At 69.4% G+C, this 22,954-nt stretch carries 22 protein-coding genes; 6 read left to right on the top strand and 16 right to left on the bottom strand.

The window, feature by feature from the left end:
* Positions 1 to 109: 109 nt before the first annotated feature.
* Positions 110 to 1,294, top strand: a complete 1,185-nt coding sequence (locus tag M2351_RS05905) for an SDR family oxidoreductase (RefSeq protein ID WP_264655195.1) — start codon at positions 110 to 112, stop codon at positions 1,292 to 1,294.
* Between the two features lie 25 nt (positions 1,295 to 1,319).
* Here M2351_RS05905 and M2351_RS05900 read toward each other — a convergent pair whose 3' ends face one another.
* From M2351_RS05900 to prs, 3 genes are all read right to left on the bottom strand, one after another.
* On the bottom strand, positions 1,320 to 4,145 hold the full coding sequence (locus M2351_RS05900; RefSeq protein ID WP_264655194.1) for a bifunctional diguanylate cyclase/phosphodiesterase: 2,826 nt from the start codon (positions 4,143 to 4,145) through the stop codon (positions 1,320 to 1,322).
* A 242-nt stretch (positions 4,146 to 4,387) separates the two neighbouring features.
* Complete coding sequence (locus M2351_RS05895; RefSeq protein ID WP_264655193.1) at positions 4,388 to 4,900, bottom strand: hypothetical protein; 513 nt, start codon at positions 4,898 to 4,900, stop codon at positions 4,388 to 4,390.
* 92 nt (positions 4,901 to 4,992) lie between these two features.
* Positions 4,993 to 5,907 carry a ribose-phosphate diphosphokinase gene (gene prs, locus M2351_RS05890; protein WP_264655192.1) on the bottom strand — a complete coding sequence of 305 codons (915 nt, stop codon included), beginning with the start codon at positions 5,905 to 5,907 and terminating at the stop codon, positions 4,993 to 4,995.
* A gap of 221 nt (positions 5,908 to 6,128) precedes the next feature.
* On the opposite strand from prs, the gene M2351_RS05885 reads away from it, so the two are divergent.
* Positions 6,129 to 7,034 carry a GGDEF domain-containing response regulator gene (locus tag M2351_RS05885; protein WP_264655191.1) on the top strand — a complete coding sequence of 302 codons (906 nt, stop codon included), beginning with the start codon at positions 6,129 to 6,131 and terminating at the stop codon, positions 7,032 to 7,034.
* Between the two features lie 20 nt (positions 7,035 to 7,054).
* On the opposite strand, the gene M2351_RS05880 is transcribed toward M2351_RS05885, so the two are convergent.
* From M2351_RS05880 to M2351_RS05870, 3 genes are all read right to left on the bottom strand, one after another.
* On the bottom strand, positions 7,055 to 7,663 hold the full coding sequence (locus tag M2351_RS05880) for a hypothetical protein (protein WP_264655190.1): 609 nt from the start codon (positions 7,661 to 7,663) through the stop codon (positions 7,055 to 7,057).
* A gap of 107 nt (positions 7,664 to 7,770) precedes the next feature.
* Positions 7,771 to 8,250, bottom strand: a complete 480-nt coding sequence (locus tag M2351_RS05875) for a hypothetical protein (RefSeq protein ID WP_264655189.1) — start codon at positions 8,248 to 8,250, stop codon at positions 7,771 to 7,773.
* A 240-nt stretch (positions 8,251 to 8,490) separates the two neighbouring features.
* Positions 8,491 to 8,859 carry a hypothetical protein gene (locus tag M2351_RS05870; protein WP_264655188.1) on the bottom strand — a complete coding sequence of 123 codons (369 nt, stop codon included), beginning with the start codon at positions 8,857 to 8,859 and terminating at the stop codon, positions 8,491 to 8,493.
* A 176-nt stretch (positions 8,860 to 9,035) separates the two neighbouring features.
* On the opposite strand from M2351_RS05870, the gene M2351_RS05865 reads away from it, so the two are divergent.
* The gene (locus M2351_RS05865) at positions 9,036 to 9,428 is read left to right on the top strand and encodes a hypothetical protein (protein ID WP_264655187.1); all 393 of its coding nucleotides are present in this window, start codon (positions 9,036 to 9,038) and stop codon (positions 9,426 to 9,428) included.
* A gap of 70 nt (positions 9,429 to 9,498) precedes the next feature.
* On the opposite strand, the gene M2351_RS05860 is transcribed toward M2351_RS05865, so the two are convergent.
* The 4 genes from M2351_RS05860 to M2351_RS05845 form a co-directional block, all read right to left on the bottom strand.
* Positions 9,499 to 10,575, bottom strand: coding sequence for a BMP family ABC transporter substrate-binding protein (locus tag M2351_RS05860; protein ID WP_264656842.1), 1,077 nt, complete (start codon positions 10,573 to 10,575; stop codon positions 9,499 to 9,501).
* 77 nt (positions 10,576 to 10,652) lie between these two features.
* Entirely contained in the window at positions 10,653 to 11,585 is a 933-nt protein-coding gene (locus M2351_RS05855; RefSeq protein WP_264655186.1) for an ABC transporter permease, read from the bottom strand.
* On the bottom strand, positions 11,582 to 12,682 hold the full coding sequence (locus M2351_RS05850; RefSeq protein WP_264655185.1) for an ABC transporter permease: 1,101 nt from the start codon (positions 12,680 to 12,682) through the stop codon (positions 11,582 to 11,584). Before M2351_RS05850 ends, M2351_RS05855 begins: the two co-directional genes overlap by 4 nt.
* A 28-nt stretch (positions 12,683 to 12,710) precedes the next feature.
* The gene (locus tag M2351_RS05845; protein WP_264655184.1) at positions 12,711 to 14,261 is read right to left on the bottom strand and encodes an ABC transporter ATP-binding protein; all 1,551 of its coding nucleotides are present in this window, start codon (positions 14,259 to 14,261) and stop codon (positions 12,711 to 12,713) included.
* 260 nt (positions 14,262 to 14,521) lie between these two features.
* On the opposite strand from M2351_RS05845, the gene M2351_RS05840 reads away from it, so the two are divergent.
* From M2351_RS05840 to M2351_RS05830, 3 genes are all read left to right on the top strand, one after another.
* Entirely contained in the window at positions 14,522 to 14,953 is a 432-nt protein-coding gene (locus M2351_RS05840; RefSeq protein ID WP_264655183.1) for a GreA/GreB family elongation factor, read from the top strand.
* A gap of 127 nt (positions 14,954 to 15,080) precedes the next feature.
* The gene (gene ygfZ / locus M2351_RS05835) at positions 15,081 to 15,986 is read left to right on the top strand and encodes a CAF17-like 4Fe-4S cluster assembly/insertion protein YgfZ (RefSeq protein WP_406567364.1); all 906 of its coding nucleotides are present in this window, start codon (positions 15,081 to 15,083) and stop codon (positions 15,984 to 15,986) included.
* A gap of 149 nt (positions 15,987 to 16,135) precedes the next feature.
* Entirely contained in the window at positions 16,136 to 16,777 is a 642-nt protein-coding gene (locus M2351_RS05830) for a PRC-barrel domain-containing protein (protein WP_264655181.1), read from the top strand.
* Positions 16,778 to 17,031: 254 nt separating this feature from the next.
* Here the strand turns inward: M2351_RS05830 and M2351_RS05825 are convergent, their stop codons facing one another.
* The 6 genes from M2351_RS05825 to M2351_RS05800 form a co-directional block, all read right to left on the bottom strand.
* Positions 17,032 to 17,421 (bottom strand): COG4315 family predicted lipoprotein, encoded by a 390-nt coding sequence (locus M2351_RS05825; protein ID WP_264655180.1) that lies wholly within the window; start codon positions 17,419 to 17,421, stop codon positions 17,032 to 17,034.
* A gap of 103 nt (positions 17,422 to 17,524) precedes the next feature.
* Positions 17,525 to 19,108 carry a DUF2339 domain-containing protein gene (locus tag M2351_RS05820; RefSeq protein WP_264655179.1) on the bottom strand — a complete coding sequence of 528 codons (1,584 nt, stop codon included), beginning with the start codon at positions 19,106 to 19,108 and terminating at the stop codon, positions 17,525 to 17,527.
* A 16-nt stretch (positions 19,109 to 19,124) separates the two neighbouring features.
* Positions 19,125 to 20,174 (bottom strand): glycosyltransferase, encoded by a 1,050-nt coding sequence (locus M2351_RS05815; protein WP_264655178.1) that lies wholly within the window; start codon positions 20,172 to 20,174, stop codon positions 19,125 to 19,127.
* A 182-nt stretch (positions 20,175 to 20,356) separates the two neighbouring features.
* Entirely contained in the window at positions 20,357 to 21,589 is a 1,233-nt protein-coding gene (locus tag M2351_RS05810; protein ID WP_264655177.1) for an SLC13 family permease, read from the bottom strand.
* Positions 21,590 to 21,652: 63 nt separating this feature from the next.
* Positions 21,653 to 22,477, bottom strand: a complete 825-nt coding sequence (locus M2351_RS05805; protein WP_264655176.1) for an MBL fold metallo-hydrolase — start codon at positions 22,475 to 22,477, stop codon at positions 21,653 to 21,655.
* A 227-nt stretch (positions 22,478 to 22,704) separates the two neighbouring features.
* Entirely contained in the window at positions 22,705 to 22,938 is a 234-nt protein-coding gene (locus M2351_RS05800; protein ID WP_264655175.1) for a hypothetical protein, read from the bottom strand.
* Between the last annotated feature and the right edge of the window lie 16 nt (positions 22,939 to 22,954).

Here is a 22,954-nt window from a genome sequence, read left to right as displayed (position 1 = left end):
GGTGGCAGCACTTCTGGACGTAACAGGATGCGCGCGACGCTGTTCACTCCGCAAACCGCTCTGGCGTCCGCCGCGCGGGACCGGAGCCCAACCACCGAGGGGGCCAACCATGCGCCTGCAGCTGAAGCCCATCGAAGAGCAAGTCATCGTCATCACCGGCGCGTCCAGCGGCATCGGGCTCGCCACCGCCCGCATGGCCGCGCGCCAGGGGGCGAAGGTCGTTCTGGCCGCCCGCGACCGCGAGGCGCTCGCCCGCGTCGCGGAGGAGATCCGCGGTGAGGGCGGCGACGCCGTCCATTGCGTGGCCGACGTCGCCAACCCGGAAGAGCTGCGCCAGCTCGCCGACCTGGCGGTCCGCACCCACGGGCGCATCGACACGTGGGTGAACAACGCCGGCGTGTCGATCTACGGCAAGGTCATCGACACCCCGATGGAAGATCACCGGCGCCTGTTCGAGACCAATTATTGGGGCGTGGTCAACGGGTCGCTGGCCGCCATCCCGCACCTGCGCCGGCACGGCGGCGCGCTGATCAACCTGGGCAGCGTCGTGTCCGACCGCTCCGTGCCCTTGCAGGGCGCCTATTCCGCGACCAAGCACGCGGTGAAGGGCTTCACCGACGCGCTGCGGATGGAGCTGGAGGCCGACGGCGTCCCGATCTCCGTCACGCTGATCAAGCCGGCGGCCATCGACACGCTGTACGAGGAGCACGCAAAGAACCTGATGGACGTGGAGCCGAGCAACCCGCCGCCGGTCTACGCGCCGGACCTCGTTGCCAAGGCCATCTGCCACTGCGCCCAGACCCCGATGCGCGACATGTATGTCGGCGGCGGGGCCAAGCTGTTCTCGCTGGCCGAGACCTTTGCGCCGCGGATCACCGACTATGTCATGGAACGGGCGGTGACGCGGGCCACGCGCTCCGGCGGGCCGTTGCGGGCGCGGAACGACGCCCTGCACTCCCACGGCGATGACGGCCGCGAGCGTGCGGGGCGGCACCGTTTCGTCCGCGAAACGAGCTTCTACACCGAAGCGCAGATGCACCCGTGGATGACCGTCGCTCTGCTGGCCGGCGTCGGCGTGCTGGCGGGGGCGGCGATGTCGCGCGGCTGGGTGCGCGGCGGGTACGGCGAACATCGGGGCGAGGATCGGCACCGGGCGCGGCGCCTGGGGCACCGCGAGCACGGCCGTTTCCGGGAGGATTACTATTCGGAAAACGGCGGCCACCGGACGCTGGGCCACAACGCCAAGCCGGCTTGGCAGGCGGCGGAGGAAAGCGAGGTCACCTTTCCGCGCTGATCGGGCCGCGCTTAAGGGGACGTGCTTAGGGGGACGTGCTTAGGGGGACGCGGGCCGGGTGGTGGCCGCCGCGGGCGGCGCGGACGGCCAGGACCGGTTCCAGTTCCTCCGCCGGGACCGGCCGGCTGAACAGGTAGCCCTGGAAGCTCTCGCATTTCAGGCTGCGCAGGAGCTGGAGCTGCACCTCCGTCTCCACGCCCTCCGCCACGACCGACAGGCCGAGGCTGCGGCCGAGGCCGACGATGGCGCGCGGGATGGAGTCGCCCACACCCGCCTGCTCCAGGTCGTGGATGAAGGAACGGTCGATCTTCAGCTTGTCGATCGGGAAGCGGTGCAGGTAGCTGAGCGAGGAGTAGCCGGTGCCGAAGTCGTCCAGCGCGATCAGGCACCCGCGCTCCTTCAGCGCGCGCAGGGTGGAGACGGCGGGGATGTCGTCGATCAGGGTGCCCTCGGTCACCTCGATCTCCAGCTCCCGCCCGTCCAGCCCGTTGCTGTCCAGCGCCGCGGCGACCTTGGCCGGCAGCTGGCCGTCGCGGAACTGCTGGCCGGAGATGTTGACGGCCACGGGGATCGACAGGCCGATGTGGTCCTTCCAGCGGCGGATCTGCTGGCACACCTCGTTCAGCACCCAGTCACCGATGCCCTGGACGAGGCCCGTCTCCTCCGCGATGGGCAGGAAGCGGTTGGGCATGATCAGCCCCGCCTCCGGATGGCGCCAGCGCACCAGCGCCTCCACCCCGACCACCTGGTCGTCGGAAATGCGGACCTGCGGCTGGTAGACGATGAACAATTCGCCGTTGTGCAGGGCGCGGCGCAGCGCCGCCTCCAGGTCCAGCCGCTCGCGGGAGCGAGCGCCCATCTCGCGGGTGACGAAGCGGTAGGCGTTCCGGCCGCCGTCCTTGGCGTTGTACATCGCGATGTCGGCGCAGCGGATCAGCCCCTCCGCGTCCTCCGCGTCGTCGGGGAACAGGCTGATGCCGATGCTGGGCGACACCACGAAGCTCTGCCCGCCGACGGCGAAGGGGCTGGAGAGCTGAAGCAGCACCTTCTCCGCCACCGCCGCGGCGTCGGCCGCCTGGTGGAGCTGGGGCGCCACGATCAGGAACTCGTCGCCGCCCAGGCGTCCGACCGTGTCGGAGTCGCGCAAGCCCCCGTGCAGCCGGCGCGCCACCGACCGCAGCACCTCGTCGCCGAAGGAATGGCCGAGGCTGTCGTTGATCACCTTGAAGCGGTCGAGGTCGATGAACAGCACCGCCACCTTCGTGCCGTCGCGCCGCGCCTGCTTGGCCGCCTGCCCGATGCGATCGAACAACAGCACGCGGTTCGGCAGACCGGTCAGCGCGTCGTAATGGGCGAGGTAATGGATGTGCTGCTCCGCCCGGCGCTTGTCGCCGATGTCCTCCACGAAGGCCATGACGAAGGGCGGGTCGTCCGGCGTGGCGACCGGCTGGAGGTGCACGGTGAAATGGCTGTGCCGCCCGCCGGCCAGCAGCAGCTGGTCGACCTCCAGCCGCACGCTCTCGCCGCCGATGGCGGCGTCGATGGCCGCGGCCAGCGCGGGGTCCTGCGCCCGCAGTTTCGCGTCGAGCCCGATCAGCCCGTCGCGTGGCGCGCCCACCGCGCGAGCGAAGGCCGGGTTGCAGTCGAGCAGCTTGGCGTCCTCGCCGATCAGCGCGATGCCGAGCGGCGCCTCGTTGAAGAGTTGGTCCAGCTCCGCCTCGCGCCGGCGCAGGGAGGCGGTGATTTGCCCGGCTATTTCCAGCGCCCGGCGCCGCGTGGCCGTCAGCGCCCAGAGCAGCGTCGTCAGGAAGGCGCTGAGCGTCAGGCCGACGGCGAGGACCAGCGGCGGCTTCCAGCTTTCCGTTTCCAGGGCGAAGCCGGGCCGGCTTTCGTAGCGCACGGTCCAGACGCGGTTCCCGAAGGTGAGTTCGCGCTCCGCCACCAGGTCCGGCTTTTCGGGCGACGGGGCGCGGCTGCGGTAGAGCGGGAAGTCGGCGTCGGCCAGCCGCCCTTCGTAGAGGGTCGCCGCGACGTCGGTGACGCCCGGCCCGAACACCGCGTTGGCTAGCGGAACGATGCGGATCGGGGTCAGCACGACGCCGACGAAGGTCGCGCGGCGCTCCTCCACGCTGCGGGGCTGCTGGCCGTCGCGGTAGACCGCCTGGAATACGATGAAGGCCGGCGACGGCGAATTGCCCTCGTCGATCTTCAGCTGGATGGCCCGGGTGATCGACGGCTCGCCCGAGTCGCGTGCCTGCTCGACGGCGGTGCGGCGGATCGGCTCGGACAGCATGTCGTAGCCCAGCGCGCGCAGGTTCGTTTCGGTCGCCGGGGCGGCGTAGAGGTTGACCACGCGCTCCGGCCCGCCGGCGTCCGGCCAGATCCGGAAATGGCCGATCCCATCGGCCCGGGCGGCCCCGGTCACGGCCGCGGCGTTGGACGGGTCGACCCGGCGGGCGAAGGCGATGCCCTGGATGCCGGGATAGCGCTCGGACAAGGCGAGGCCGTCCACGAAGCGGTTCCACTCCGCCCGCTGCACGTCGGGAAAGGCGGTGTAGAGGGCGGCCGCCGACCGCGCCACCTGGACGTAGGTCTGGATGTGGTTTTCCAGGCGCTGGTGCAGTTCCGTGACCCGCACCGTGAAGTGGCCTTCGGCATCGTCCTGCACGGTCTGGGTGGTCTCGCGCCAGGCCAGGACGGTCAGCAGCAGGCAGGCCAGCAGGGCGAGCAGTGCAAGGCGCCCGTCGAAGCGCCGCGACGGCTCGGCGACACCGTCGCCCCGCTCGGACGTGCCCAGTTCGGGCACGGCCGGATCGGACGCGGGCAGGTCGGGTCTGGTGGACCTCAGCATGATGAGCGGGTCGGCCTTGCGCGTCGGAGGGGCGGTGTCGCGGCACCCGGTCCGACCGCTTGGCATGGCCGGACCGGGCATCACGCGAGAATAGACCTTACCCAGATTGCCGCCCTGCGGAAAGCGTCTTCATTTTGAACAGATCGCCCATCGCGTGTGCCGGGCGCGTGTGTCGGGCGCGTGTGTCGGGCGCGTGTGCCGGGCGCGTGTGCCGGGCGCGTGTGCCGGGCGCGGCTCCGCGATCAGAACTCCTCCAGAACCTTCGGGCTGTTTTTCAGCAGCGCGTCGATCATGCCCAGGATGTGCTCGATCTTGGTGCGGGTGGCGTCCAGCTCGTCGGCGGTCTTGTCGTCGATGCCCGCTTCCATCAGCAGCATGTCGAAGGCGTTCAGCGTCTCGCTGAAGGCCTTCTGCTCCGCCAGCAGGACGTCGAAGGCGCCCAGCGAGCTGGTCAGCGCCAGCGGCGGGTCGCTGACGAAGGCGTAGCTGATGTCGGTGAAATGGGCGATGGCGGTCAGCTTCTGCCGGATGACCCACTGCGGGAAATTCTCGGGCAACTCCTTGCCCGCGACATCCAGCCGCTCCTGGATGGAAAAGATCAGGCCCTGGATGTCCAGGTAGGCGCCGCGGATCTCACGGAAATGCGGGAAGGTCTTCGGCTTGCCGGCGTCGCGCACCCGGCCCAGCCGGACGACGTCCTCCGCCAGCTTGCGTGCCATCTGGAGCACGATCGTCGCCACCTTCCCCAACGCCATGTCAACCTCCAAGAGTGCGGCACGAGCAACCCTACACCATGCGCGGGCAGGTGGGGAGGGTCGCAGATGCCGCGCTCCGGAGGGTGCTTCCCTCAGTCGCGCAGCAGCGCGTCGGCGATGAGCCGGCCGAGCGGCAGGCCGTTGGAGGAGTGCGGGACCCCGTCGCAGGACAGCGGCGTGCCCAGTCCCTCCGCGACGAAGCGCGCCGCGACGGAATCGGTGAACAGGGCGTGCACGCCGAACACGCGGATGGAGGAGGCACCGGCCGCGCGGGCGGCGCGGGCGCAGGAGAAGATGGTCTCGCCGGAACTGATGACGTCGTCCACGATCGCCACCGGCCGGCCGGCCAGCGGCGCGTCGGCGGGCAGAGCCACCGTGACGTCGCGGTCGCCGCGCCGCTCCTTCCGGCCGACGACGGCGGTCAGGCCGAGCGGGCCGGCCACCGCCTCGACCAAGGGCGCCGCCTCCTCGTCCGGGCCGACGATCACGGTGTCCGGGGACACCCTGTCCGCGCGCAGGCGGTCGGCGATGGGGCCGGCGCCGGTCAGGCAGACCGACGGGCGGCCGACGAACACCTCGTCCAGCGTGTGGGTGCGGTGCAGGTGCGGCTCCACGCAGACGAAGCGGTCAAACAGCCGGCCGAGCCAGTCGCCGACCACCGCTTGGCTCACCGGCTCGCCGGGACGGAAGACGGCGTCCTGCCGCATGTAGGCCATGTAGGGGGCGACCAGGCACAGCTCCGTCGCGCCGTGGCGGCGCAGGACGGAGGCGGCCAGAGTCAGCTCGATCAACTTGTCGTTCGGCTGGTCGAGCGAGCGGTAGACGACCGCGCGGCCGACCGGCCGCTCCGCCGCCTGGGGCAGTCGGACGAGGCTTTCGCCGTCTGGAAAGCGGTGCAGCTCCGCGATGTGGCAAGGGACGTCCAGCGCCTCCGCCAGGCGCCGCGCGCAGTCCGCCGATTCCGGGAACCCGTAGACGCCCCCAAAGGAGCCCGTGTTGCGGGCCATGCTGTCCTCTCTTCATTTGTTTGCCCTTATTCGGAGCAGGGCTTACCGACCACACTATGCCGCAGGGTGGGCGATGCGGCGACCCCGACCTTAGGCGCAACGTTTCCGCGAGGCGTATAGGGCCTATGGCCGTGGCAGACACCACCTTCACGGGTATCGGCGTTCACCTGCGCCCAACCGTCACATTGACCGTAGGCGAAGGATCCGTGCAGGCTGCCCGCATGCGCGTCCTCATCGCCGACGACACCGTCCTGATGCGCGCCATTCTGTCGGAGCAGGTGGCGTCCTATGGGCACGAGGTGATCCTGGCCAGGGACGGCCAGGAGGCGCTGGACTGCGCCTGGAGTGAGCCGTTCGACATCGCCATCATCGATTGGGAAATGCCCCGGCTGAGCGGGCTGGAGGTGTGCTGGCACCTGCGCGCCGACCCGCGCACCGCCTACGCCTACCTGATCCTGATGACCGCCCACGACGACGCCTTCTACGAGTTCAAGGCGCTGGACGCCGGGGCGGACGACTTCATCCACAAGCCGGTCAACAGCGCCCACCTGAAGGCGCGGCTGAAGGCCGGCGGACGCATCACCGCGATGCACCGGCAGCTGCTGGACCAGGCGCGGACCGACCCCTTGACCGGCCTCGCCAACCGCCGCAGCGTCCTGGAGCGCGCGGACGAGGAGATCGCTCGGTCGCGCCGTTATGGCCATCCGCTGTCGGTGGTGATGGCCGACATCGACCATTTCAAGCGGATCAACGACACCTACGGGCACGCCGCCGGCGACGAGGCGCTGCGGCGATTTGCCCAGGCGCTGCGCGACGACCTGCGGCCCTGCGATCTCCTCGGCCGCTACGGCGGGGAGGAGTTCGTGGTCCTGCTTCCGGAAACCGGCATCGACGACGCGCCCCTGGTCGCGGAGCGGCTGCGCGCGCTGGTCGCCGCCTTGCCGGTCGTGCAGGACGGCGTGCGGTTCCACATGACCGCCAGCTTCGGCGTCGCCGCCGTCGATGCGGCCGTGATGGTCTCCAGCCCGACCGGCGGACGCGGCATCGAGCCGGCGCTGAAGGAAGCCGACGCCGCGCTCTACCGCGCCAAGGAAGCCGGACGGAACCGGGTCGTGGTCGCCGATTAGGAATTCTCCCACCCTGGGCGTCAGTCCTTGCGGTCCTCCGGCGTGGTTGGGGGTGGGGACCGGACGGCGGTGGCGGCGAGGTATTGCGCAGCGGAGCGCAGCAGGAACTCCGCCACGGCCATGTCGCCCACGTCGCGGTCCGCGCCGCCCAGCGTGTGGCGGCGGTCGGCGTCGATCAAGCCGGTGGCGATGACCTGGGCGGTCAGCCAGGCGCGCTGGTCCGCGTCCGGCACGCCGGCCATGCGCTCCAGCAGTTCGGAGCAGGCGAGGTCAATGGCGCGCAGCCCGGGCCGGTCGGAGGACAGGTAGGAGGTCTCGTTGGACGGCGCCGGCTCCCCCACGTAGGAGCGGGCGAGCAGAGCGGTCTCCAGCGTCAGGCGGAAGGTCGTGCGGCGCGGCCGCCCCTTCCGGCGCAGGCGCAGCGCCATCATGGTGAAGAGCTGGGCGACGGCCTCCGCCTGTTCCGCCGGAACCTCGTCGAGGATGTCGATGATCTCCGCGCTGACCGCGTTGCGGGGCCGCCGCTCGCCCGGCCTCACCACCGAGGTGGCGAAGACGGCGATCAGGGTGCGCAGGGCGTCGGCCTGCTCGTCGGGGGTGATGCGGCCGATCTCGCTGGGTTCGAACATGGTTCCGGCTCCGCTGCGGAGGGGTGATCAGGCTCCTTCCAGGAATGTTGGGACACGCGTTTCGCGCGGGAACCCGCCCCGCCATAGGGGGATCCCCCTTCGGATGCTCAGGCGTCGCCCTGGCTGGGGTCGATGGATTCGGCGCGGCGGCTGATCCACTGGAAGGCCGCGAGCCCCAGGACCAGGCAGACGATGACCAGAAGGAGGAGGGCCGGGTATACCATTGCGCTCATGTCCGACGTCCGCGCCTCGAACACCAGGACGAGCCCTTCCAGGCTGGACGCGATGATGATGGTGGTCAGGAACTTGGTCAGGGTCCGCCGCGCCTCGGCGGCGCGGTGCAGTTCCCGGTCGCGCGCGAACTCCTCCTCGTACAGGTATTTGGCGATCTCGAACACAGCGATGGCCAGCACGATCAGGCCGACCCCGTCGAGCAGCGCGCTCGTCGCCGCCGACGCGTCCAGCGCCACGACGCCCTCCACCACCGCCAGGGCCGCCACCCCGACGAACACCAGGGCGAAGAGGAACAGCACGATGGTCGCCAGCAGATACATGGCGCGCGACGCGAACGCGAACCCCCGATTCATGGCTTTCCCCTCCCGCGACGAACTGACGGATGCGCTGGAAGGACAACGCAAGCTCCGCCGCTTCGGACCGCGGCGTTGATGGTGTTCGCCCTCGACAGAAATCAAGGGCCGGGAACAGGAACGCGGTTCCTGCGTTGTTCGGAAGGCAGCACAGGGGATTGTGCCTCCTGATGGGCCCCGCCGCGACCCTGGACGTCATGTCCAGGGACCATGGCGGGGCCCTTTTCTATCCGGAGCCTGTCAGTTGGCGCCCGGCGCGTCGGTTTCGTTGGTCCACAGGCCGTTGCCGCCCAACGTGCCCGGGTAGAAGGCGCGGTTGCGCTCGCCGGCACCATCGCTCATGCCGGCGCCGCGCGCGCGCCGCTGAGTCGCCACCGCGCCGTCGGTCGGCGGGATCATGCTGGTGCCGGAGGTGTCGGTGCCCGTGCCGGTCGTGGCATCGCCCGCCCCAGTCCCCATGGTGGTCCCCGACGTGCCGCGCGGAACCGTAGCCGTGGAGCCGCTTGCCGTATCGCTGGGGCTCGATCCGAACCAGGAATTCGTCTCCGAACAGCCGGCCAGCGCCATCATGGCCAGCGCCCCGGCGCCGGCGATCATCACCCGTCTCATCGTCGATCCCCTTCCACAAGCCGGAGCGTTGCTGCTCCCGCCCCATCCAACAACGGCGAAAGGCCTTCGTCCCAGCGGCGCCCTTGCGGTTCCCGCCATGATGTGCAAAAGCCATCGCTTTCCGACCAATGCGCCGTGGAATTGCCGCGCGGTGGAACTGCCTAGGGAGCGCCATCATGTCCGAGTCGCTGCGAACCCTTCTGGACGGCTTTCTGCGCTGCCCGACCGAGCCCGCGCGGGAGGAGCTGGAACAGGCGCTGCGCGCCTACCAGACCGACTGGATCCGCGCCCGCGCCGGGGTCGACGCGCCGCCCGCCGCAAAGCCCGCCGCCGAGGCGGCCAGGGCCGCGCCGAAGAAGCCGAAATTCCCCATCGCCACCGCCGACCTGGAGGTGCTGGCGCGCATGGCCGACGGTTGGGTCCCGACCATCGCCGAGGTGCCGCGCTGGGCTTGGTTCGAGAACCGCGAACTGGTGATGCTGGAGCCCAACCCCGCCGGCAGCGGCCCGGAGGTGATGCGCCTGTCGGGGATGGGATGGGCGGCGGTCGGAAAGCTGCCGCCGGGGTGAGGAACCTACAAATTTCCGGATAAAAAAAGGGAGGCTTTCGCCTCCCTTTTTCTTGTGCTCTGGTACCGGCTTACTTCGGAACCTTGCCCTGCACGCCTTCGACGTACCAGTCCATCTTCAGGATCTGCTCGTCGGTGGCCTGCTTTCCTTCGGCGATGACCAGCTTCCCGGACTGGTCCTTCACCGGGCCCTGGAAGGGATGGCGCTTGCCTTCCATGATGTCCGTGCGGGTCTTCTCGGCCGCGTCGACGATCTCCTTCGGGAGCGCCGGGTTGTAGGGGGCGAGGAACAGCATGTGGTCCTTGAAGCCGCCCCAGGTGTCCTGGGACTTCCAGCTGCCGTCCAGCGCCGCCTTGACGCGGGAGACGTAATAGCTGCGCCAGTCGTCCACGATGGCGGTCAGGTGCGCCTTCGGGCCGAAGCGGGTCATGTCGGAAGACTGGCCGAACACGTACAGCCCGCGCTCCTGCGCGACCTGGATGGCGGCCGGGCTGTCGGTGTGCAGCGACAGGACGTCGGCGCCCTGGTCGATCAGGGCCTTGGCCGCCTCGGCCTCCTTGCCGGGGTCGTACCAGCTGTTCACCCAGACGACGCGGACCTCGGCCTTCGGGTTCACCTCGCGCAGCGCCAGGGTGAAGGCGTTGATGCCGCTGATCACCTCCGGAATCGGGAAGGAGCCGATGTAGCCGATGATGTTCGACTTGGTCATCTTGCCGGCGATCTGGCCGATGACCGTGCGACCCTCGTAGAAGCGCGCGGAGTAGGTGGCGACGTTCGCGGCGCGCTTGTAGCCGGTGGCGTGCTCGAACTTCACGTCGGGATGGCGCTGGGCGACCTTCAGCGTCGGGTTCATGAAGCCGAAGGAGGTCGTGAAGATCAGCTTGTGGCCGGAGGTGGCCAGCTGCTCGATCACGCGCTCGGCGTCGGCACCCTCGGGAACGTTTTCGACGAAGGTGGTGGTGACCTTGTCGCCCAGTTCCTTCTCGACCGCCAAGCGGCCCTGGTCGTGCTGGTAGCTGTAACCGTGGTCGCTGACCGGGCCGACATAGACGAAGCCGACCTTCAGCTTCTCCTGCGCGTCGGCGGCGCCGACACCCAACGCCATGATCGCCGCGCCGGCGGCCAGACCCGCCAGGGTCTTGCCCATGGTCCTTCTGTTCACGTGAATGCTCCCTGATTTGTATGGTTCAGCAAGATCATGGTTGGAAACGGCGCTCGGCACCGTCAAGCGTCGGGATGGAAGACCTTCCCGAGGCTGGCCGGGGCGTTGAGGCGGATGCGCGCGATGTCCCGCGAGATCAGCACCAGGACCACGACCGTAGCCAGATACGGCAGCATCGACAAGAGCTGCGACGGAATGTCGATTCCCAGCCCCTGCACGTGCAGCTGCGCGATGGTCACGCCGCCGAACAGCCAAGCGCCGAGCAGCACGCGGCCCGGCTTCCAGGTGGCGAAGACGACCAGCGCCAGCGCGATCCAGCCGCGGCCCGCCGTGATGCCCTCCGCCCACATGGGCGTGTAGTCCAGCGACAGGTAGGCCCCGGCGATTCCGCTCATGGCGCCGCCGAACAGCACAGCCAGGAAGCGGATGCGGATGACCTTGTAGCCGAGCGCGTGGGCTGCCGCGTGGTTCTCGCCCACCGCGCGCAGGATCAGGCCGCGCCGCGTGCCGTAGAGGAACCAGTGCACGGCCGGCACCATGGCGAGGCCGAGATAGACCACCACGTCCTGGCCGAACAGCGCCTTGCCGATCACCGGCAGGTCGGTCAGGCCGGGGATGTTCAGCTCCGGCACGTCGGGAATCGGGATGCCGACGAAGCCCTGCCCGATCAGCGCCGACAGGCCGACGCCGAACAGGGTCAGCGCGAGGCCCGTGGCAACCTGGTTGGCGAGCAGCAGCAGCGTCAGCACGCCGAACAGCGCCGCCGTACCGGCGCCGGCCAGCGCCGCGACCGCGAAGCCGGCGCTGGAGCTGCCGGTCTGGGCGGTGACGGCGAAGCCGCAGACCGCGCCCACCAGCATCATGCCCTCCACGCCCAGGTTCAGGACGCCGGACTTCTCTACCACCAGTTCGCCCAGGGCCGCGAACAGCAGCGGCGTCGCGGCGGTCAGCATGGCCGCCAGGACGGGGCCGATCAGCGCGAGGTCGGCGCTCATGCCGCAGCCCTCCCGGCGATCGTTTTCGGGGCGGTCTTGGCGCCGAAGCGCAGGCGGTAGCGGATCAGCACGTCGGTCGCCAGCAGGAAGAACAGCAGCATGCCCTGGAACACGCCGGTGATGGCCTTGGGCAGGCCGAGCGCGATCTGCGCCGCCTCGCCGCCGATGAAGGACAGCGCCATCAGGAAGCCGGCCAGCAGGATGCCCACGGGGTGCAGCCGGCCGAGGAAGGCGACGATGATGGCGGTGTAGCCGTAGCCGGGGGAGATGGTCGGGTTCAGCTGCCCGATCGGCCCGGCGACCTCGCCCAGACCGGCCAGCCCGGCCAGCGCGCCCGACAGCAGCAGGGTCAGCCAGATGATCCGCGTCTGCTTGAAGCCGGCGTAGCCCGCGGCGGTCGGCGTCAGGCCGATCACCTTGATCTGGAAGCCGATGAAGGTGCGCGCCATCAGGAACCAGCCGCCGGCCACCGCCAGCAGCGCGAAGAGAGAGCCGAGGTGGACGCGCGTTCCGGCGACCAGCAGCGGCATCACGGCGTCCGCCTCGAACAGGCGCGATTCCGGGAAGGCGAAGCCCTCCGGGTCGCGGTAGGGGCCGTGCATCAGGTAGTTCAGCAGATGCATGGCGACGTAGTTCAGCATCAGGCTGGTCAGGATCTCGCTGGCGTTGAAGCGGATGCGCAGGAAGGCCGGGATCGCCGCCCACAGCGCGCCGCCCACCATGCCGCCGACGATCATCAGCGGCAGCAGCCACCAGCCACCCTCGCCGTAGAAGGCGAGCGCAATGCCGCCGCCGACGATGGCGCCGAGCGTCAGCTGCCCCTCCGCGCCGATGTTCCAGACATTGGCCCGGAAGCCGATGGCGAGGCCAATGGCGCAGAGCACGAGCGGGGTGGCCTTCACGGCCAGCTCGCCCACGCCGCGCACCGACGACACCGGCTCGATGAAGAAGGCGTGCAGCGCCTTCACAGGGTCGAAGCCCATGGCCCAGAACAGCAGGAAGCCGCTGACGAGCGTGAGCGCCACCGCGATCAGCGGCGTCAGGTAGACCATGGCGCGCGACGCCTCGCCGCGGGGTTCGAGACGGAGGAGGGTCATGGCTGCGCCTCACCGGAAATCAGCAACATCACTCCTCGTCCTCGTCGGGCGGGTGGTTGAACAGGCCGCCCATCAGCAGGCCGATCTCCTCCACGCTGGTCTGGTGGGTGGGGCGGCTGTCCGACAGGCGGCCGTGGAACAGCACGGCGATCCGGTTGCTCAGCACGAACAACTCGTCCAGGTCCTGGCTGATGACCAGCACGGCCGCACCATCCTGGGCCAGCGCAATCAGCGCGCGGTGGATGGCCGCGGCGGCCCCGGCGTCGACGCCCCAGGTCGGCTGCCCGACCACCAGAAGGCGCGGCCGCTGCAGGATCTCGCGGCCGATGATGAATTTCTGCAGGTTGCCGCCGGACAGCGACCGCGCCTCCGCCCGGTGCCCGTGGGTCACCACGTTGAAGGCGCCGATGATGCGCTCGGCATAAGACCGGGCGCGGCCGAAATGGACCAGCCCGCTGCGCACCAGCGGTTCCCGCGCGTAAGCGGACAGCAGCGCGTTCTCCGACAGGCTGAGTTCGGGCACGGCACCGCGGCCGAGCCGCTCCTCCGGCACGAAGGCGAGGCCGAGCTGGCGCCGCTCGCGGGGCCCGAGATGGCCGACGGGGCGTCCTTCGATGGTCACCGCCGCGGGCTCCGGCAGAAGCTCCTCGCCGCTGAGTGCCGCCATCAGTTCCGCTTGGCCGTTGCCGGCCACGCCGGCGATGCCCAGGATCTCGCCCGCCCGCACCTCGAAGGAGACGTCCTTCAAATTGGTGGCGAATGGGTTGTCCGACGTGGTGGACAGGTGCCGGACCTGGAGCTTCGGCGCGCCGGCCACGCCGTGCGGCAGGCGTTCGGGCGTCGACAGCTCGGTGCCGATCATCATCTCGGCGAGGCTGCGCGCGGTCTCCTTGCGCGGGTCGCAGCTGCCGACCACCCGGCCGCCGCGCAGCACCGTCGCGGTGTCGCAGAGCGCGCGGATCTCCTCCAGCTTGTGGCTGATGTAGAGGATGGTGCAGCCCTCCGCGGCCAGCACGCGCAGGGTCTCGAACAGGCGCGTCGCCTCCTGCGGGGTCAGGACGGAGGTCGGCTCGTCCATGATCAGCAGGCGCGGGTCCTGGAGCAGGCAGCGCACGATCTCCACCCGCTGCCGCTCGCCCACCGACAGGTGGTGGACGTGCCGACGCGGGTCGAGCGACAGGCCGTAGCGCTCCGACACCTCGGCGATGCGCTGCGACAGCGCGTCCATCGGGCCGGGGTTGTCGAGGCCGAGCGAGATGTTCTCCGCCACGGTCAGCGTGTCGAACAGGGAGAAATGCTGGAACACCATGCCGATGCCGAGCCGGCGGGCGCCGGCCGGGTCGGGGATCGTGGTTTCCTGCCCCTGCCAGAGCAGGGTGCCGGCGTCGGCGTGCAGAACGCCGTAGATGATCTTCACCAGCGTCGACTTGCCGGCGCCGTTCTCGCCAAGCAGCGCATGGATCTCGCCCGGCTTCAGGACGAGGTCGACGGCGTCGTTCGCCAAGCAGCCGGGAAAGCGCTTGGTGATGCCGCACAACTCCAGGCGGTGCGGCGGCGTGGACGCCCGTGTGGTGGACAAAGGTACGGAATCCAAGGAGGCGGATCCAAATAGGGGTTATCGCTGTGCGGCATTGCCAACGCCGTGCCACCTCTTAACACACTTGCCCGCTCGGAACGCCAGCCGTCAACAGGCGAACGCGGAGGTCACCCTTTCATCAAATGCCCAAAAGCGCGCCAATTCTCCGCAGCGACGGGTCGGGCCGGTTGACAAGCGCAGACAGCCACCCTCTGTACTATGAGTCGGCTGCCAATTCCGGCAGCCTTTATAAGGAGACCATCATGAACCGCAAGGCGCTGCTGGGCGATCCACCACCGATCCGAATCACCCCGCGTGATCTCGGACTCCTCGACACCCTTCTTGCCCATCTCAGCCAACCGGCCGCCGTGATCGAATACCTGCAGCGCGAAGTGAACCGCGCCGCCGTCACGGACAGCGCCGGGAACGGCCCAGGGGACGCCCAATTTGCCGCCCAATCCACATTCGTCCGGCTGGGCACCCGCGTCACCTTCGCCGACGACCAGGGAACCCGGCACACCGCCACGTTGGTACCGCCCAACGAGGCCAGCCGACGCCCCGACGGGATTTCCATCCTGACCCCGGTCGGCGCCGCCCTGCTCGGCCTGTCCGAGGGGCAATCCATCACCTACGGGACGCTCGACGGCCGCACGAAGACCGTGCGCATCGTCGAGATTCACGGCACGGGCGCGTAACCGGCCCGGCGCGTCCGCACGGTTTCGCGGACGCGCCATGCGCCTTGCGCGGCGCCCAACTCCCTTGCCACGCCCACGCCCTTCGCCCAACTATTGGTGCAGCGCGAAAGTGACCGGAGAAGCGGCGATGACGGCGGAACATGCGGCCTATGCGGTCCTGGAGGACCGGGGCGTGGTGGCGGTCGGCGGGGAGGACCGCGCGGCGTTCCTTCAAGGGCTGGTGTCGAACGACGTGCTGCGCGTCGGCGAGGCGCGCGCCGCCTACGCGCTGTTGCTGACGCCGCAGGGCAAGTTCCTGCACGACTTCCGGATGGTCGATTCGGGCGGCGCCCTGCTTTTGGACCCGGAGACGGAGCGTCGCGCCGAGTTGCTGCGCCGGCTGAAGATGCACAAGCTGCGCTCCAAGATCACGCTGGAGGACCGGGCAGAGGGAATGGCTGTGGTGGCCCTGTTCGGGGGCGACACGCTGGCCCGCCTCGGCCTGCCGGACGAACCGGGGGCCGCCCTGCCCTTCGCTGGCGGCGTCGCCTTCACCGACCCGCGCCTGCCGGCGCTGGGCGCCCGCGCCTATTTGCCGCGGGAGGGGCTTGCCGCCGCGCTGGAGGGCGCGGGCTTCGCCCCGGCCGGGGCCGAGGACTACGACCGGCACCGCATCGCGCTCGGCGTGCCGGACGGCAGCCGCGACCTGATCCCGGAGAAGTCCATCCCGCTGGAGAACGACCTGGACGACCTGAACGCCATCTCCTGGGACAAGGGCTGCTACATGGGGCAGGAGCTGACGGCGCGCACCAAGTACCGCGCGCTGATCAAGAAGAAGCTGTTCCCGGTCGCGGTCGACGGCCCCCTGCCCGCCCCCGGCACGCCGGTGACGCTCGACGGCCGCGAGGTCGGCGAGGTGCGCAGCGGAAGCGGCTCCACCGCGCTTGCATTGTTGCGGTTGGAAGACGTTGCCCGTGCGGAGCAAGACGGCACGCCGCTGAAAGCCGGCGACTGCACCGTGATGGCGCGCAAACCGGGCTGGGCCAGCTTCTGATTTCTTCAGAAACTCTGGAACCTGTTCTGGCCGGGTGCGGCCCAAAGATTTTCCAGCTTGTGCGTGACCAAGTCCTTTCCCGCCTGTTGTCCAGTTGCCTTCTTGGGCAAACCGCCACACACGTGACGAAGTAGGGAAAGGAAAAATCCATGCGGAGGGAAATTTTTGCGGCCGCGTCCGTCCTGGCGCTGATGACCGGCGCTGCGTTCGCACAAAGCAGCACGACGCCTGGAACGGGCAACCCCGCCGCGGGCGGCCCCACCGCCACAGAGATGAACCAGACCGGCAAGACCCAGACGGAGATGAAGCAATCGTCCGGCCTGACCGGCGGCCAGTTGGCCAGCGCCGAGCATCTGCTGGGCAAGCACGTCTACGGCAAGGACAACGAGAAGGTTGGCGAGGTTGAGGACATCATCCTCGACAGCACCGGCCAGGCGAAGCAGATCGTCATCTCGTCGGGCGGCTTCCTCGGCATCGGCGAGAAGCAGATCGCCGTGGACTACAGCCAAGCCAACTGGGACCAGAACCAGGACCGCGTGCAGCTCTCGGGCATGAGCCGCGACGAGGTCAAGAACATGCCGGAGTTCAAGTACTCCGACACCACGACCTCGCTGAACCGCAACAAGGACAAGGCGGGCAGCACCACGAACGACGCGGCCAGCCGCTCCTCGACCGGGACGACCGGCAACACGATGGCGCCGTCCGGGACGACGCCCGGAACGACGCCCGGAACGACGATGACCCCGTCGGGCGCCGGATCGCCGTCGGGCAGCAGCTCGTCGGGCCAGTAATAGGGCCACGTGTAAAGACTGTTCCCTCTCCCCTCCGGGGAGAGGGTTAGGGTGAGGGGGCAGCACAGGCACCGCCTGTGCCAGGGGATTGCCAAGGGGCAGAATGCCCCTTGGCGGCGCGCGGAGCGCGCCGGCCCCCTCACCCTTCCCACGCTGCGCGTGGGTTCCTTCCCTCTCCCCGGAGGGGAGAGGGGGAATCCTCGAAGCCCCCGCGGCATGGCGCTGCGGGGGCGTTTTCGTGCGTCCCGTTCGCGTTACGGGCGCGCGACGTGCCAGACGTTGTTCACGTTGTCGCCGGTGGTGTCGCCGGCCTTCGCGTCCTTGGCCCAGGTGTAGAGCGGCTTGCCCTTGTAGGCCCACTGCTTGGCGCCGTCGTCGCGCGTGACGACCGTGTAGTCGCCCATCGGCTTGGCGTCGGCCGAGGCCATCAGCGGCGGCCAGTTGGTGGCACACGGACCGTTGCAGGCCGACTTGCCGCCGGCGTCCTTGTCGAAGACGTAGAGCGTCATGCCTTTGGAGTCGGTCAGCATCGAGCCGCCGGTCCCCTGGGCGGTCTTGGTCGGCATGGTCTGGGCGACGGCGGCGGCCGTCAGGGCGCCCAGTCCGAGGATGGCGGCGGCGGTGAAGCGAGCAAAGCGGTGCATGGTGTGGACCTCCCGATCGTTCGGGCCGGGCCTGCTGCCCGGTCCCCACGATATGGACGCCGCCGGAGTGTGGATTATTCCCTGGGAAGACGATGCCGCCTGCTCATTTCACCTTGTAGAGCTGGAAGTGCCGGCCCTCCTGGACGAGGGTCAGGTGCTCCGGCACCGGGTTCGCTCGGCCGGGCTCGGTGAACAGGACGTAGACGTAGCGGAAGCGCTTCGGCCAGTCGGTCCAGTAGTAGTTCTCGCGCAGGTCCGGCTGGCGCACCGCGTCGGCGACGTAGCCGATGCGCGGCATGTAGGTGAAATCGCCGTCCAGGTCCGCGTATTGCGGCTTCAGCAGCAGGATTTGCTTGCCCGGATGCGTGAAGGCAATGGGGACGAGGCTCGACCGGTCCATCAGCGCCAGCACCGGCGAGTGGTGCAGGCCGAAGGACAGCGCGCGGTCGTCGGTGAACTGGGTCGGGCGGAAGGTGGACTTGCGCAGCGACTCGTCGGCGTAGGTGGCGAGCACCGTGCTGCCCGGCTCGATGCGCAGGGTGGACAGGCGCACCTCCTCCAGCAGCGGGTCGACCTTGGCGATCGCCACGCCGGCGTCGGCGCTGCGCAGCAGGGACAAGGCCAGCACCACCGACAGGAAGGCGGCGCGCATGTGCGCGGTGCCCAGGTCCCAGCGCACGAAGCCCAACGCCACGAAGGTGATGCCGATGGGCAGGCGGCTGTCGGCGAACCAGGAGCCGAACAGCACCAGCGGCATCGCCGCGTAGACGGCCAGGCCCATGCCGATGGCGATCATGCCCACGGGATGGACGCGCAGCGTCCCGCTCCACAGGCCCCAGGCGACGCCCAGGCACACCGCCACGCCGGTCACCCAGCCGACGGCGGTCGTGTAGGCGCCGAACAGGAAGTCGAAGCCCATCAGCTTCGCCGTGCCGACCCACATCACCGCGTCGGCGAACCCCGAGGAGGGGCTCATCAGCAGCAGAGGCGGCACGACCAGGAACGGCAGGCCGAAGGCCACCAGGTCCGGCAACGCGCGTTGCGGCCGGCGCCAGTCGCCCGACGCGTAGAGGCGCCAGATTTCCCCCGACAGCAGGGTCAGCCCATAAAGCCCCAGCGCGAACAGGTGGGAGATGAATAGCGCCAGGACGAAGCCGAGCGAGGCGAAACCGCGGACCCACGGCGCGCGGTCCTGCAAGCGGATCCAGACCGCGATCCCCCACAGCGCCAGCCCGAGCCCGAACAGGTAGTTGAACAGGCCCATGTAGGTGGACATGGTGTAGAGGAACAGGCTGGCGGCCAGCGGCCCCAGCTCCACCCGCCCCCACACCGCGCGGTAGAGCGCGATGGTGCCGCTGACCAGCAGCAGGTAGCTGACGGTGACGAACAGGCGGCTGGCCGTGTGCACGCCCATCAGCTTGGCGAGCGGCGGCACGACGATGTCCATCACAAGGTTCGGGATGATTGCCCAGCGGATCGTGTAGAACTGCGCCAGCGCCGGGTCCTGGTCCAGGAAGGCCAGCGCGTACATCCGCGTGACGTGGTTGACGTAGTCGCCGAGCGCTGGAATCTCGACCATCCAGATCGGAATCACCGCCGCGACCAGCGCCACCAGCGCCGCCGGCCACAGGTACCAGCTGTCCGGGCGCGCGGGCGCCCGCCCGTCGAGGCTGAATTCGCCGTGCATGCCGCTTCCCCCGCCCTTACGCTCGTTCGCCCGAGATGGCGCCCGGCAGGGATGCCGGGCTGTCGGCAGCGCCGTTCACGGCACCATTCACCGCTATCGGCCGCTTGGCGGCCAGCGCCATCAGGTCGTCCGGGTAGCGGTCGTGCAGGCCGGCCCGGTAGTTCGACCAGAAGCCGCGCAGGCCCGCCAGGTCGCAGCGGCGGTGCAGGAGGAAGTACAGGGTGTACTTCACCATCATGCGCCGGATCGATTCCGGCTCGTACGTGGCGTGGATGTAGCCCATGTTGCGGAAGAAGAAGGGCGCGCGGTTGGCCGGCATCTCCTCTACGGTGCCGAGCAGCCCGCCGGCCAGCGGGCGCTGCGTACGCCTGTTGCGCGGATGTACGTGCAGCGCGTGCACGGCCGTTCCGTCCTTCAGCCCGGCGCGGCGGGCGCGCAGCGTGAACTCCCACTCGTCGCCCCAGATGAACATCTCGCGCTTGATGTTGCCGATCCGCTCGAACACGCGGCGGTTCAGCAGCGTGCCGTTGAACAGCGCGATGGCGCCGGGGACGATCCCGTCCTCCGCCGCCGCGGTGAAGGAGGCCGCCGTGCTGTGGCCCTGCATGCTGAAGGCGAGGTCGTCGCGATCCTCCGCCGCCACGACCATGGGGCCGACCATGTCCAGCCCGTGGCGTTCGCCCTGGCGCAGAAGCTCGGCCAGCGCGCCCGGCGCCGGGATGCCATCGTCGTCGGTGCTCCAAATCCACCGCGCGCCGAGCCGCAGGGCTGTGTCGAAGGCGGTGTGGTAGGCGCCGGCCGAGCCGACGTTGGCCTGCCGGACGACCAGCAGTTCGGGGATGCGCCGTTGCTGTTCGGCCAGCCATTCGGCTGTGCCGTCGCTCGACCCGTTGTCCACGACGACGATGCGGTCCGGCCGCGGTTCCTGGGCGTGGATGGCCGCCAGGCAGCCGCGCAACAGGGACAGGCGATTGTGCGTGACGATCACGGCGGCCACACGGACCGCAGTCCTGGGCTCCGCTGCCTCGGACTCTCCCCGTCCCTGCTGCCTGATGGCTTCCGACATGCTGCTCCGCTCTCCGTCCTGTGCGTGGGTCACCGCGAAAACAACGGCGCAGACCGTAGGTTTTCGCTCGGCGCAGTCGAGGCAATGCTCCGGACGGAGAGGGAGTGCGCCATTCGCATAGCCCGGAATCCCCGCGAGGCCGGGTTCTGCGCCTTACGGGCGACGCAGGAAGATGTGTCGTGTCAGGACAGCCGCATCCACCCCATGCCCCACAGCCACAGGACGGCGAAAACCATGGACAGGATCGTCATCGGCACGCCGCAGCGGGCGTGGTCGAGGAAGCCCAGGCGAACGCCGGCCGCCTGCGCCCGTTCCGCCACGATGATGTTGGCGAGGCTGCCGGGCAGAAGGAGGTTGCCGGCCAGCGTGGACAGCACCGCCAGCCCGTAGAGCGCCCCTTCCGGCGGGCCGGGCCAAGCCTTCAGCAGCAGGATCACCGCCGGCACGTTGCCGATGCTGTTGCTGGCGACCAGGGCCAGCGGGGTCATCACGGCCAGCCGGTCGGGAAGCCAGCCCTCCCGCTCCAGCCAGCCGACCATCTCCGCCGGCAGGCCGGTCAGGCCGAGCGCGTGGTTGACCGCGAACAGCGCGGCGAACAGCACCAGCAGGTGCCAGTCGACCATGCCCAGCATGTTCCGCGTGGCGAGCCGGCGGCTGACCAGCATGGCGCCCGCCACCAGCAGCACGCCGGTTTCCTGCGGGACAGCGGTGGTGAACAGGACGAGCAGGACGAGAGTCGCGACCACCGCCTTGGCCAGCTGCGGCCGGTCGAGTTCCACGCCCTCGCCGTCCCCGCCGTCGCCGTCCGGCAGGCCGAAGTGGCCGCGCCAGGCGAACCAGACCACCGCGTAGACGACCCCGAGCCCGACCAGCGCCGGCACGCCGCAGGCCGTCACGAAGCGCCAGAAATCCAGATGCCCGATCTGGCCGATCAGGATGTTCTGCGGGTTGCCGATCACCGTCGCCGCGGATCCCGCGTTGGCCGCCCCGGCCAGCGCGATGAGGTAGGGCCGCGGGTCGAGCCGGCGGGCGGTCAGCCCGACGCACAGCATCGGCGTCATAGCGAAAACCACCACGTCGTTGGCCAGCAGGGCCGACAGGCCGCCGGCCACCAGCACGGTCACGGCCAGCAGCCGCGCCGGAGACCGCGCCGCCCGCGCCACCCGCAGCGCGCACCAGTCGTAGAAGCCGCTGGCCGCGTATTGGGCCGACAGGACCATCAGTCCGAACAGGATGAAGATCGTGGGGAAGTCGATCGCCTCGACCACCTGCTCCGACGTCAGGGCGCCGATGCCCAGCAGGAGGATGGCCGCGACCAGCGCGATGCCCGTGCGGTCGACGCGCAGGCCGGGAAAGCGCCCCACCGCCATGCCGAGGTAGGTGGCGGTGAACAGCGCGAGGATGGAAGCGGTCATGAAAAGGGTACTTGGCCTTATAGGACGGATCGGCGGGCCCCTCTATAACCGCCGTGCCGGGACTTAGGCCAGCGTGACGGTCATGCCCTCGCGCGCGGCGAAGCTTTCCGGGAACTCCGCCTGTGCCGCCTTTTCCAGGGCCGTCATGGCCTTGTCGTCGTGGTCGGGGTCGTGGTGGAACAGCACCAGACGCTTCACGCCGGCGGCGCGCGCCAGCCGCACGCCTTCGGTCCAGGTGGAATGGCCCCAGCCGATGCGGTTCTGCCATTCTTCGTCGGTGTAGGTGGTGTCGTAGAGGACGAGGTCGGCCCCGGCGATCAGCCCCAGGATGTTCTGGTCGAGTTGGCCCGGCACATGCTCCGTGTCGGTCACGTAGACGATCGACTTGCCCTGGTGCTCGACCCGATAGCCGGTGGCGCCGTCGGGGTGGTTCAGCGGGGCTGTCCGCACCTCCACGTCCTCGCCCAGGCGGAAGCTCTGTCCGGCGGCGATCTCGTCGAAGGTGATGTTGCTGCCCATGGTGCGCATGGGAACCGGGAACAGCGGCCGTTCCATCTGCCGCTCCATGACCGCCTCGATGCCCGGACTGCCGCAGAGGTGGCCGGAGATGATGCGCAGGCGGAAGCCCTTCGTGTAGGCCGGCGCGAAGAAGGGAAAGCCGCTGATGTGATCGAGGTGCGTGTGGCTCATCAGCAGGGTCGCCTCGGTCACGCCGTCCTTAAGAAGGCGTTTGCCGAGCATGCGGATGCCGGTTCCGGCGTCGATGAGGATGTGCTGGTCGCCCGCCTTGACCTCGACGCAGCTGGTGTTGCCGCCGAAGCCCATGTGGGTGGGCATGGGGCACGGCACGGTGCCACGCACCCCCCAGAAGGTGATCGAAAAACCCATGCCGACCTCGTCCCGCCGCACCGTTTCCGGACCGGCCAACGGGCCGGTCGCTGTTCGGACCGATCCAAAGCACCGGCCCCGTCCGGGCAACGGCCCCTGCCATCGACCGGAAACGGCACAGCTTAGCATGGATTCAACACGGCGCGGTGACGGTCGTCACACCCCCGCGTGTCTTCGAAGGAGTAGTCGCCGTCTCCACGCTCCTCCAAAGCCGCCGGGCCGGGGATTCAGGTGGTCGAAAGGATGCCTTCGACCAGCCGTTCGCAATTGCGGCGATGGAAGCAGCCGGAGCAGCCGGCATCGGGGCAGTCCAGGCCGGCCTTCAGCACCGTCAGTCCATTCACCAGTCTTGCTTTAGTCTCCTGGGAGATGACATCGGCGAGAAGAACGTCGCTGACGGCCTGCTCGACGATGTCGGCATCCCGGTGTTCCATTCTTAAAGCAAGCCCGAATTGTTGCATGTCCCACCCCTTCGGA

Source organism: Azospirillum canadense, assembly GCF_025961225.1.
Classification (GTDB): Bacteria; Pseudomonadota; Alphaproteobacteria; order Azospirillales; family Azospirillaceae; genus Azospirillum; species Azospirillum canadense.
This window is presented reverse-complemented; position numbering and strand designations above follow the sequence as displayed.